The organism is Candidatus Cybelea sp., assembly GCA_036489315.1.
Taxonomy (GTDB): domain Bacteria; phylum Vulcanimicrobiota; class Vulcanimicrobiia; order Vulcanimicrobiales; family Vulcanimicrobiaceae; genus Cybelea.
In genome coordinates this window covers 21,213-32,838 of sequence record DASXFZ010000041.1, presented here as the reverse complement: position 1 = coordinate 32,838, position 11,626 = coordinate 21,213, and the positions used below count along the sequence as shown (strand labels likewise).

General features: G+C 60.2%; 10 protein-coding genes and 1 tRNA gene. 9 read left to right on the top strand and 2 right to left on the bottom strand.

Going from position 1 to position 11,626, the window contains the following annotated elements; all coding sequences use genetic code 11:
* Nucleotides 1-33 precede the first annotated feature (33 nt).
* The 6 genes from VGG51_08870 to VGG51_08845 all read left to right on the top strand — a co-directional run bounded on the left by VGG51_08870 (nucleotide 34) and on the right by VGG51_08845 (nucleotide 7,002).
* Nucleotides 34-1,143, top strand: a complete 1,110-nt coding sequence (locus VGG51_08870; GenBank protein HEY1883137.1) for a hypothetical protein — start codon at nucleotides 34-36, stop codon at nucleotides 1,141-1,143.
* A 95-nt stretch (nucleotides 1,144-1,238) separates the two neighbouring features.
* A complete protein-coding gene (locus VGG51_08865) occupies nucleotides 1,239-2,363 on the top strand; it encodes a choice-of-anchor tandem repeat GloVer-containing protein (protein HEY1883136.1) in 1,125 nt (374 codons plus the stop codon).
* Nucleotides 2,363-3,634, top strand: a complete 1,272-nt coding sequence (locus VGG51_08860; protein ID HEY1883135.1) for an alkaline phosphatase family protein — start codon at nucleotides 2,363-2,365, stop codon at nucleotides 3,632-3,634. Before VGG51_08865 ends, VGG51_08860 begins: the two co-directional genes overlap by 1 nt.
* Before the next feature lies 1 nt (nucleotide 3,635).
* Nucleotides 3,636-4,622 (top strand): hypothetical protein, encoded by a 987-nt coding sequence (locus VGG51_08855; protein ID HEY1883134.1) that lies wholly within the window; start codon nucleotides 3,636-3,638, stop codon nucleotides 4,620-4,622.
* Nucleotides 4,619-5,824 carry a choice-of-anchor tandem repeat GloVer-containing protein gene (locus tag VGG51_08850; protein ID HEY1883133.1) on the top strand — a complete coding sequence of 402 codons (1,206 nt, stop codon included), beginning with the start codon at nucleotides 4,619-4,621 and terminating at the stop codon, nucleotides 5,822-5,824. Before VGG51_08855 ends, VGG51_08850 begins: the two co-directional genes overlap by 4 nt.
* Nucleotides 5,791-7,002, top strand: a complete 1,212-nt coding sequence (locus VGG51_08845; GenBank protein ID HEY1883132.1) for a hypothetical protein — start codon at nucleotides 5,791-5,793, stop codon at nucleotides 7,000-7,002. The genes VGG51_08850 and VGG51_08845 overlap by 34 nt, the downstream gene beginning before the upstream one ends.
* A gap of 82 nt (nucleotides 7,003-7,084) precedes the next feature.
* Here VGG51_08845 and VGG51_08840 read toward each other — a convergent pair whose 3' ends face one another.
* Nucleotides 7,085-7,342 carry a hypothetical protein gene (locus tag VGG51_08840; protein ID HEY1883131.1) on the bottom strand — a complete coding sequence of 86 codons (258 nt, stop codon included), beginning with the start codon at nucleotides 7,340-7,342 and terminating at the stop codon, nucleotides 7,085-7,087.
* A gap of 642 nt (nucleotides 7,343-7,984) precedes the next feature.
* Here VGG51_08840 and VGG51_08835 point away from each other — a divergent pair.
* The 3 genes from VGG51_08835 to VGG51_08825 all read left to right on the top strand — a co-directional run bounded on the left by VGG51_08835 (nucleotide 7,985) and on the right by VGG51_08825 (nucleotide 8,816).
* Nucleotides 7,985-8,185, top strand: a complete 201-nt coding sequence (locus tag VGG51_08835) for a hypothetical protein (protein HEY1883130.1) — start codon at nucleotides 7,985-7,987, stop codon at nucleotides 8,183-8,185.
* Nucleotides 8,186-8,195: 10 nt separating this feature from the next.
* On the top strand, nucleotides 8,196-8,393 hold the full coding sequence (locus VGG51_08830; GenBank protein ID HEY1883129.1) for a hypothetical protein: 198 nt from the start codon (nucleotides 8,196-8,198) through the stop codon (nucleotides 8,391-8,393).
* A gap of 351 nt (nucleotides 8,394-8,744) precedes the next feature.
* Nucleotides 8,745-8,816: transfer RNA gene (locus VGG51_08825), tRNA-Lys, on the top strand.
* A gap of 431 nt (nucleotides 8,817-9,247) precedes the next feature.
* Here the strand turns inward: VGG51_08825 and VGG51_08820 are convergent.
* Nucleotides 9,248-11,605 (bottom strand): arylsulfatase, encoded by a 2,358-nt coding sequence (locus VGG51_08820; GenBank protein ID HEY1883128.1) that lies wholly within the window; start codon nucleotides 11,603-11,605, stop codon nucleotides 9,248-9,250.
* Between the last annotated feature and the right edge of the window lie 21 nt (nucleotides 11,606-11,626).

The following is an 11,626-nucleotide window of genomic DNA, read 5'->3' as shown; positions in this document are numbered from 1 at the left end:
AGGCTCGCAGGCGCGGCGATCCTTCCCTCTGCCATGTTAGCGCTGCCGCAGGCCTGCTCGGGCGCGGGCCCGGAGGGGCGGCGGCACTCCTTCGAACGATGGGTTCTGAACTATCAAGTCACGTCGAACGATCTTTGCAGGTACTACCGGTTTGGTCCGCACGCAGGTGAAGAATCGCCGCTGGCGACCGCGTACGCGATATTGTTGCTCAACGAAAGCCATCCCGACGTAGCAGATCGGCTCGTCGGCGGCCTCGGCCGCCTGCAAAAGGCCTACGCATCGAATCGCTTCGTGGGCGGCGGAGTGCCCTCGATCGCCAACGACCCGGCACCATTGTTCTACTCCTCGGATGCATTGGCCGCGACGAAAGCGGTTATGGAAGCGCATAAGCTCCGCCCCGACCCGGCCAAGCTTCGGATCGCGGGCGGATTCGTAGAATTCGTCAAGCGGATGGTGGACGGCGAGCGCCAAGGGATGCTCGTCGATAACCTCGATTTCCCAATGCAGTACGCCACTCCGGGCGGCCAGTTTCAGAATCTCTTGGTTCCCAACGTCGCGATGCTCTTCTGGGACGCCTTGCATGACTTCGCCCAGGCGAACGGGGATGGCGCGACCGCCAAACTCTTTGCGGGCGGTCAGGCGTTTTTGCTCCGCGCCCAGGCTGCAAATGGCGCGTATTACGACCACTATGATCCGGGCTACCCTCCGCGCGGTTACTCCGCGCAACGCTGGCGCTGGTACAAGATCGAGGACGATGGCCGAAAGATCGGCATCGGGGACAACATGATGATGTCGGCCCTGGGAGCGCAGCGCATGGGCCAGAAGAGCGCCGTCGACGCGTTCCTGCGCTGGGCCAAGCCAAAAGACGGTGCTTTTTTTGCCTACATCGATGTCGGCACCGGCGGCTCGGGGTTCCGCTCCGGATCGGCACCGTATTACGACGTGGTTACGTCGGCAATGTATTTCCAGCTGCTGGCAGTCGCCGGCCGGCTCGACAATGAAACGCGACGATCGCTCGAACACGTTTTCGGCTTGTCGGCCGCGTCCGATGGCGGCTATCGCTGGGGACTGCAGGTCGACGGCGGTGCGGTGCAGGATTCTGCCGAAGCGCTCGTCACCGGCTACTGGATCGCAATAACGTAGGTCGCCGAGGCGCCGTGCGGATTCTTGCAAAGTTAGGTTGCCGATGCGCGGGCATATTAGTCGTTTGCAGCGCCGTTTTCGCGGCGTGTTCGCCGATGAATATCGGGCCCGACGTTCGAGTCAACCCTGCAAACGCGTCGAGCGGGGTCGCCCATCCTTATCAAGTGATCTACGGTTTTAAGAACGTTCCGGATGCTGCGACGCCCTTCGACGGCCTCACCGAGGTCGACGGCACGTTTTACGGGACGGCCTATAGTGGAGGCAAGGAGGTCGGCGCGGTCTTTACCGTCGCGGCCGACGGTGCCGAGAGCGTTCTCTACGACTTCAAACGCGGCGCCGACGGCGCGAAGCCATTTGGCGGATTGACCGAAGTAAACGGCTTGTTATATGGCACGACCCAAGAAGGCGGTACAAAGGCGGATGGAACCGTTTTTTCGATTACGACCTCCGGAACGGAAACGGTGCTCCACAGTTTTAGCGGCGGCCAAGACGGAGAATATCCACGCTCCGATCTCACGAACGTTGCCGGCATGCTCTATGGCACGACGTATCTCGGGGGCTCGAGCCAGAACGGCACCGTCTTCGAGATCGGAGCATCGCAACCGGAGAAGGTACTCCATCGCTTCCGCGGGGGCTCCGACGGGGCGCATCCGTACTCGAGCCTCACGGCTGTAAACGGCCTGCTTTTCGGCACGACATCTGAAGGCGGAGGAGCGGGGAACTATGGAACTATCTTCGAGATTTCGATGTCCGGTCAGGAAAGCATATTTTACCGTTTCAAGGGCGGTGCCGACGGGGCGCAGCCGATCGCGGGCTTGACGCGCGTCGGCAACAAGCTTTACGGCACGACGCGGCTTGGAGGCGCGCGGGGGCTTGGAACGGTTTTTACGATCACGACCGCCGGCGTAAAAACGGTGCTCTACAGCTTCGAGGGAAGTCCGGACGGTGCGAAGCCGCTTTCCAAACTCGTCGTCGTGGGCGACGAGCTCTTCGGAACGACGAGCGCCGGCGGAACCAATGGCTACGGTACCGTCTACAAGATAGGTGAAAACGGCGCCGAAGTCATTCTCCACCGGTTCAACGAATCGCACGGCCGCGGTCCGGTGGGACGTTTGATGTATGCCAACGGTCAGCTTTACGGAACCACCGCGTGGGGCGGCGGCAACCCGCGCAAAAACGGACCCGTCTGCTGCGGAGTCGTCTACAAAGTGAAGCCGTGATGCGGGGAATTCGGGTCGTCTTCATCGTTATGGCTGCTCTCGTATTGACGGCCAGTTTTGCGAACACGCCGCCGGCGCCGCAGGCCGGGCTTTCGCAGATCGATCACATCGTAATAATCGTGCAGGAAAATCGCAGCTTCGATAACCTGTTCCACGGCTTTCCCGGAGCGCACTCGGTCTCGACGGGAAAACTGCCCAACGGAAAGACGACTGAGCTAAAGCCCGTCTCTCTCGCGGCCTTCTACGACATCTCGCACGGGCTTCAAGACGCCAAGACCGCCTACGATTCGGGCAAAATGGACGGTTTCGCCAACGAGTATAGCAACGGTCAAGGTAGCGGTGATCCGTATCCCCAGTACAAGTACGTTTCCAAATCCGAGATCACGCCCTACTGGGACATGGCACAGCAATACGTGCTGAGCGATCGGATGTTCTCTCAGTTGGACGGCAGCTTCGTTGCGCACCAGTTTTTGATCGCCGGTTGGGCGGGCCGAACGTACAATCACCCCGCCGATGCCCCCTGGGGCTGCGACGGCCCCTCCGGCAACGTCATCGGCGTGCTCAATGTAGCCGGGCAGCCCTACGGCGAAGAGACCCCGTGTTTCACCTACTCGACGATTGCCGGTGGTCTGGATTCAAAGGGCGTTTCGTGGCGCTACTACTCGCCGAAAACGGGCGACGGTTACCTTTGGAACGCATTCGATGCGATCGCGAAAATTCGCAACGGCCCGGATTGGCAAAAACACATGTCCTTTCCCGAGACCAAAATACTGAACGACGTCGCGAACGGCCAGCTCGCCGGCGTGACGTGGGTGATCCCGTCAAACGCGCTTTCCGATCATCCCGGCTCGAAGAGCAAACGTGGGCCATCGTGGGTGGCGTCGGTCGTTAACGCCATTGGGAAAAGTAAGTTCTGGTCCTCTACTGCAATCTTCGTGATATGGGATGACTGGGGCGGCTGGTACGACGACGTCAGCCCTCAACAGCAAGGCTTCGACGGGCTCGGCATGCGGGTGCCGCTGCTCTGCATCTCACCCTTCGCCAAACCGGGGTACGTCGACCATACTCCGTACCGGTTCGGAAGCATCTTGAAGTTCGTAGAGCAACGATTCGATCTGCCGGCGCTCGGGCGCAGCGACTCGGGCGCCGCGGCGCCGCTGAACTGCTTCGACTTCAAGAAGAAGCCCAGCGCGTTTCGCCCGATTCTCGCACCCTACGACGTCCGCGACGTCGAGGCCCACGCAACGAACACGGCGCCGGACGATGAATGATATGAACCTGCGGATAGGCGGATACGCGCTGCTTTTCGCGCTGGCATCGGCCGGCGGATGCTCGAGAGAGGGTGCCCAGACGCTACCGCAGACCATGCCGTTTCGCGTCCAGCCGGGCGCACAGCATTTTACGCTTCGTTTGAAACTGTACGTCTCCGATCCCGTCGCCAAGGCAGTGCACGTTTTCCAACTTACCGGGTCGGTAGTCAAGGAGCTTTCGACGATCACGCAGGGCATCGACGCGCCGGCCGGACTCGCCGTCGACAAATCGGGCGACCTCTTCGTCGCCAATACCGCCGGCAATACCGTTGCGGAGTACCGCGAAGGCGGCCACACGCCGGTCGCGACGTTCAGCAAGGATTTGACGGGTCCGATCGACGTTGCCGTCGATGGCAGCGGGATGCTCTACGTTGCGAATTTCTATTCGTTTCCCCACTCGGTCGTCGAGTTTCCCAAGGGTTCCGCGGAACCGTCGGCGACGATTCGAAATCCCTGCTCCTGCTACCCGACCGGTCTAACGCTGGATGGCGCCGGCAACATGTACGTGAACTACGAGAACCTCTACTGGTACATGTACTACTACGAATATCGGCACGGAACGACCAAAGGCGAGGATCTCGGCCTGCAGTCCGGATTGAAGTTCTGGGAAGACGGGGGGGTCGTGTCGAATAGCGCGGGCAGCCTGCTCGTAGCAAACGCCACGCTCCCCGGCGTTCAGGTCTTTGCCAAAGGCGGAAAATGTCACGGACTCTCTTGCATGCCAACGAAAACCTTTGCCGCGCAAGGCTCTCCACGTTTCCTCGCGCTTGATGCGGGTGGGCACTACGTGTTCGTAACCAACACGGCCGCTAACTCCGTCGACGAATACAGCTATCCGGCTGGGACGCGCATCAAGAGCATTACAAGCGGCCTCAAGAGCGTCTACGGCGTTGCGGTCAGTCCGCCGGCTTCCCTCGACGAAAGCCGTCGAACAGAGGATACAAAGTGAACATAATTAAGCTGCTCCCCTGCGCCGCGATGCTCGCGGCCTGCTCCCAATCGGGCAACTCCTCGGCGATTCCGCGTACGGCGGCTCTCGTGCGTGTCGATGGCGCTTCACGCAGCCAACCGGCCGCGGGCGGCACTTTCAAGCTGCTCTATCGGTGGACCGGGGGCCCCAACGGAGGCGGCCCATTTGCCGACCTCACCAGTTTAAACGGAGCCCTCTTCGGCACGACATACGCGGGCTGGTCGCCGCAGTATTACGGCACGGTCTTCAAAGTGACGACTTCGGGCGATGAAACGGTGCTCTATCGATTTACAGGGGGCAAGGACGGCATACGCCCGTTCGGGGGAGTTACGTACCTAAAGGGCGAGTTTTATGGAACGACGCAGCAGGGCGGCGCGCACAACTGCGGGATCGTTTTCACGATTACGCCGTCGGGCACTGAGCACACCCTCTATAGTTTTAAGTGCGCGAATGCCGACGGAAGCTATCCGCGCGCGAGCCTGGTAAACTTCAACGGTACCCTTTACGGCACGACCTACCAGGGCGGCGCGAACAATCTGGGAACCGTTTTCTCGATCACCCCGTCCGGCACGGAAAAGGTCCTTCACAGCTTTCGCGGCGGCCAGGACGGCGAGAAACCCTTCGCGAGAATGGTCGTGCTCAACGGGGCGCTTTACGGCACGGCGAGCGCCGGCGGCGGACCGGCCGGCGGGGGAGCCGTCTTTAAGATCACGCCGGCCGGCGCGGAGACCATAATCCACCGTTTCGCCGGCGCGGGCGACGGCGCCGAACCGCAGGCCCGTCTGCTCGTGGTTCGCGGGGTGCTTTACGGTACGACGCGCAAGGGCGGCACAAACAACAAGGGGAGCGTATTTGCGATCTCGCTCCCGGGCCAAGAAAAGGTGATTTTTAGCTTTAACGGGACCGACGGAGCCGCACCCGATGCCGGACTCGTCTTTGCCAAGGGCGTGCTTTTCGGGACGACGGCTTTCGGCGCTCCGGGTAACTACGGAGTCGTTTACAAGCTCACGAAGACCGGCACTCAGACGGTGCTGTATGCGTTTAAAGGTCAGCTCCAAGGCTTCGGGCCGGTGGCCGGCCTGACGGTGGTAAATGGCGTTCTGTACGGCAACACAACGTGGGGCGGTCAGAAAGAAGACGACTATTCGTGTTGCGGCATCGTGTACTCGGTGTCGCCGTGATGTGCAAAAGTGAGGGCTCCGAGATGTTGAAATTCCGCAGTCGTGCCGCGCTCAGCGCCGTGGTGGTGCTCCTTGCGAGTTCTGCCTGTGCGACCAGCCGCGTCAATCCCGTAGGCAGCGCGCCGCAGGGCATCGGGTCGCCGCTCTTCTCGCGTGACGCTGTGGCGAAGCCGGCCGACACGACGTCGATTCTCAAGAAGCTCACGAAGAACGTCGTGATCGGATCGACGGTCGATTCTCACAACGGCGACAAAGGTCCCCGTTCCATATCGATCGTCCCCAGCGGCCACGGGCTGCTGCAAAAAGGACAGTTGCTCGTATGCAACTTTAGCGATAAGTCCGGCGCGGCTGGAGCGGGGACCACGGTTGAAGTACTGAACCCAACTCCGGGTTCGAAGCCCACTCGCTTTGTTGCAGATGCCTCGATTAAGGGCTGCGACGGGAGTGTGATAACCGGTGCTTCCGAGGTGTATGTCGCGGGTTTTGCCGGGGGCACCGTTGTAAACTTCAACGAAGAGGCCAAGAAGATAAGGGCGTATACGGGTTCTCTATTCAAGGTGCCGCTCTCAGAGGTAAGCGCGAATCCAATGGAGCCCTATTCGCCGGCCTATGTCTACGTGAGCAACGCCGAGTCCGGGTCGATCGTCAGCATCAGTGTCGGCTTTTACGGTAACGGGCAGGCGACCGAAGTAGCGGACGGCTTTGCGGTGAACAAGTCCGCCCCTGGAGGCAAACTCGGCCCCTCGGGCCTTCAATACAACTCTTATCCCGATACGCTCGACATCGTCGATGGCGTGACGAACACCGTCGTTGAGTTCTTGCACGCGAGCAATCTGCTTGAGAAAGATGAGATCGTCGTTAAGCCGGGCGGCAAGACGTTCCAGTGCAAACACGCCAAGACGACCTGCGGGAAACTGATTCATGCCGGCTCGCCGTTAAACGCCCCGCTGGCCTCGGTGCTGCTGCCAAACGGAAACCTTATCGTAGCCAACACCAAGGGGACCGCCAACGAGCTCGTCGAGTTGACGCCCGCGGGCCAGATCCTAGCCACGAAGGTCGTCGACAAGAGCCATACCCAAGGCGTCTTTGGGCTGGCGGCAACGGGGACCAATGATACCAACGCGGCGTTGTTTTACACCGACACGAACTCCAACAGCGTGCACGAGCTCGAGCAGTAGCCCTGCGTGCAGCGCGAAAAACGAACGGGAGGCTCGCTACATGCGAGCCTCCCGTCTAGATGAGCGGAACGCAGAACCGTCGCTAGTCGGGAATGATTCCCACGTCGCCGGCCACGCAGGACGGACTGTAGTTGGGATTACAAGCGACGATGTGCTGGTCGTATTTAACCATCCCGCCCGAAGGCGCGAGCTGGAACCTTTCGGTGAGCGAGCCCTGGACCGGGTCGCCAGGATTCGGACTGAAGGCCCCGAGAACGCGATAGGACAGACGATGATTCTCGTAGGTAAACATCGTCTGGTCGAAGTACCACGCATCTTTTGAGCACGAAAAGCCGATCATGACGCAGGTTTGATACGTGGTCGTAGATCCCCACGTCACGTCCTCACACGAGAAATACTTTGACGGGCACGCTAACATTTGTCGCCCATGCGGATGCTTACGGGCGACCATGGCTAGATAGATATGCTGACCCATCGGCGCGACCGCCTTCGAAGCGCTGGAAACTGACTGCGAGCCACCGGGCACGGCTTGTGAGCCGCCAGAACATGCGGAAAGACCAAGTGTCGCAGCAACCGTTAGAACGAGTAGTATACGCACCTTGAACTCCTTCGCAGCTATGGTGCTAAACGATGCCACCGACGCAATGGTGGTGGAAACCGTGCAAACTACTACGGTAGCAACTCGCTCGCTTCCCCTGGCAAACGAGCCGATTACCAATGTTTGAAAACGTTGACGTATTAACGAAAAATGCGCGCTAGTTAGCACGCTAGTCAGCGCTTGCTCGCTCGTGCTGGAGCCCTCGGTTTTTCGCCGGCGTCGCAGTGTTGAAATCGCGCCGCGACGTCATTGCCAGCAGCTCGGATCGTTACTGACCGAATGGCCTTGTTGGCCTTTCCGGCGCCATCGGGGCAAGGTGATCCTGCGGGCCTGGGCCCGCCCTACTGATCCCCGGAACGTGATATGGTTGGACAACATGGGAGGATGACCATTACGCCCGCACTACCGCTTGAAATTCAGAGTCTCATAGATAACCACATCAATGGATTCAACACCCAGGACGGCGCCCTATTCCGAAGCGTTTTCGGCGACACGGCAATTATTATCGACGGTATAGCCCCATATCGCTGGCTGAATCCCAATGCTCCAGATAACTGGCTCGCTGATGTCCGCGAAATGGCGTAAGGACCTTCACGTGACCTATGAGCACCTCTCATACGAAATGGGGTTCTGGAATGTCGAAGGGTCCTATGCTTACGCCGTCATCTCAGGGACGCTGACCGTGACGATCAACAATCAAACCGTCGCTCGAACCGGCACCCTGGCGTACACATTCGCAAAGCACGGAGGCGAATGGAAGATCGAGTCACAGGCTTGGGGACGTACATCCTAGCCACTCCAGCTCCACTTCTACGCCGAAGTCTGGCGGGCAATTTGCGAGGCGGCCGGTCTACAGGGGGTGTCGTGGTCCATCGTCTCCGTCACAACTGCGCGATCCAGCTACTCCTTCACAACATCCACCCCGAGATCGTGTCCGAGAGGCTCGGCCACAAAGAAATCGGCTTTACCCTTAAGACCTGCAGCGCTTACATCCCGACCAATGCAGAAGGTCGCTGCCGGCGCCATGGGCGAAACCTTTGCGGCCCTACGGGACCTCAAGGGCAAGAACGAGGCCGCGTAAGGTGGACCTTAGGCGGACCAAGAAAAAGGGCCTAGGCCAAAAACTTAATAGATAAAGGCATATGCACCGCTAGCTCAATGGTAGAGCAGCTGACTCTTAATCAGTTGGTTGAAGGTTCGAGTCCTTCGCGGTGCAGAGATTTGAAAGCCTTGCGGGATATAATGTTTCGTGAGGCTTTCTTTTTCTCGAGTTTCGAGCATGTCCGGCAAATGCACGGCAGTTAGGCCGTTTTCCGTTTGGCGGGCTTAGCGAAGAGGCTCACCAGGCCGCGTACGCGTCCATGGTGAGGGTTATGGAAGCGTGGCTGAGCCGTTGCTGGACGACCTTCGGGTTAACGTTGGCCATGAGAAGAAGAACCGCACAACCTTACATGTTCCGCAAACATAATTCGTATCGGGATGCGCTTCTGCGATAAACGGGCCGCCAGAGAAGTTTAGCACGGCGGCGCCTTTAGGTGGCTTCGCTACGACTTGCAGGGTGACGCTTTTGCGCTTCCCGTTAGAACCTGCAGACTTACTCATTCGTACCCCTTACCCGGCTCAAGAGGCTCGCGGCTCGTGAACCATCTACTGGCGCGCCATCGCCACCTTGATCTGATCCTCGGCACTGATGAGGTGACTGTGGTCGTCGTCGCCGATATCGAGGCGAACCCATTCGACCTTTCCGTTGAAGGCGTTGCCGGTCGCGCCGTAATCCGGAGAGGCGGGCGAGCCGGTGTCGGAGCCAACGTCACACGCCTCGTCGGCCGAGTAACCCATGGGCTCGGTTTTATCGACGCGGCCTTTTCCAACTTCTTTGCCGTCGCAGTAGAGCGTGACGTCGCCGCCCTTGGCGAGGCCGCCCCCGTCGTATTTGAACTCCATTCGCACCTGATGCTTGCCGGACGGAATCGGCTGGGAAGTTTCGGTGAAGTAGTGTTCGAGGCCAAAGAAGTTGTAACAGTACTTCAGTCGCCCCTCGTTTGCGTAGAGCGTCCAGCCGCCAACGAAGCCGCCTTGCGTGACGATCACGCCCTTCGCGCCTTCGTCGGGAACGGTAATCTCCGCGGTCACAGAGTGCGATTTGTTTTTGAGGTTGATGATGCAGCCTTCGGCGACCCGCATGCCGGCAAAAAGCGTCTGCGACGTTCCGGTAACCAGTTGCGGACGGCCGGCGAGATCGGGGTTGATGCGTTCGTAGCTGCGGTCGTCAAGCGGTACGACGTTGTATTTCACCGCTTCGATGAGCCAGAGCCGCTGCATCTCCGCGAGCTTCTCTGGATGATCGGCGACCACGTTGCGTGCCTGCGACCAGTCGTCGGGAGCGTACAGTTCCCACACGTCGTCGTCGAACGGCGGCGGCTGGTCGGTCGTCCACGGGGTGCGGTGCTTGGTCACTGCCGTCCAGCCCTGGTGATACAGCCCGCGGTTTCCGAACATCTCGAAGTACTGGACCGAATGCTCTTCGGGAGCCTTTGCGTTGTCAAAGGTGGGCGCCATGCTCACGCCCTCCAGCGGCGCCTGGTCGATGCCGTTGACGCTGCGGGGTTCGGGAACGCCGGTAACGTCTAAAACCGTCTTCGCGACGTCGATAACGTGATGAAACTGATCGCGCGTCTCGCCCTTGGAGCGGATGCGGCTCGGCCACGCGACGATCGTACCGTTACGCGTGCCTCCGTAGTGCGAGGCAACCTGTTTGGTCCACTGATACGGCGTGCACAACGCGTGCGCCCAGCCGACGGCGTAGTGATTGTACGCCTTCGGCGTTCCGAAATCGTCGATCCGGCTGAGCAGAAACTCCGTCGTCTCGATGCCGGGCATTCCGTTAAGCGTCGTCATCTCGTTGAAGCACCCCTTGAGCGTGCCCTCCGCCGACGCGCCGTTATCGCCGATGATGTAGTAGATCAGCGTGTCCTCAAGGATACCGAGCTCGTCGAGCGTGTGAAAAAGGCGGCCGGCGTGATGGTCGACCTGCTCGAGAAATCCGGCGTAGATCTCCATCTGCCGCGCCAAGACCGGCTTGAGATCGGCCGGCATCTCGTCCCAGGCCGGGATCTCCGCATGGCGCTTGGTGAGTTCCGCATCCTCGGGAATCACGCCGAGTTCTTTCTGACGCGCGAACGTCTTTTCGCGCAGCTTGTCCCAGCCGTCGTCGAACTGGCCGCGGTACTTATCCGACCACTCCTTGGGAACGTGATGCGGCGCGTGCGTCGCGCCGGGAGCAAAGTAAACGAAGAACGGCTTATCGGGCATCATCGCTTTCTGCTGGCGAATCCACGTGATCGCGCGATCGGCCAGGTCTTCGGTCAGCGTGTAGCCTTCTTCGGGCGTCTTGGGCGGGTCGACGGCCCTCGTGCCCTCGTAGAGCCCCGGATAGTACTGGTTCGCCTCGCCGCCGACGAAACCGTAGAAATGTTCGAAGCCCGAGCCGGTCGGCCACTGATGAAACGGCCCCACGGGTGAAACTTCCCACATCGGCACTTCGTGGCACTTGCCGAACTGTGCCGTCGAGTAACCGTTGAGCAGGAGAATCTCCGCGAGGGGTGCCTTGCTCTTTGGACGGACGCTGCTATTGCCCGGCGCCGAGGTCGCCATCTCGGTGATCGCGCCCATGCCGACCGAATGGTGGTTGCGTCCGGTCAGCAGCGCCGCTCGCGTTGGCGAGCAGAGCGCTGTCGTATGAAAGCGCGTGTACTTCAAGCCGCGCCCGGCGAGCTTCTCGGCGTTGGGCGTGTGACACGGCCCGCCGAAGGCCGATGAGGCGCCAAAGCCGGCGTCGTCGATCAGCACGATCAGAACGTTCGGCGCGCCCGCAGGCGGGCGCAGGGGCTTGATGGGAGGATACTTCGTGTTCGGATCCTTCGCATCGTAGGTCGTGAGCCCGACGAACTGCTCGTCAGGAATCGGTAAGACGTCGCGTTTTAGGGCGTCACTGCTAGTCGACATAAGAATGGCGGGGTTCGGGCC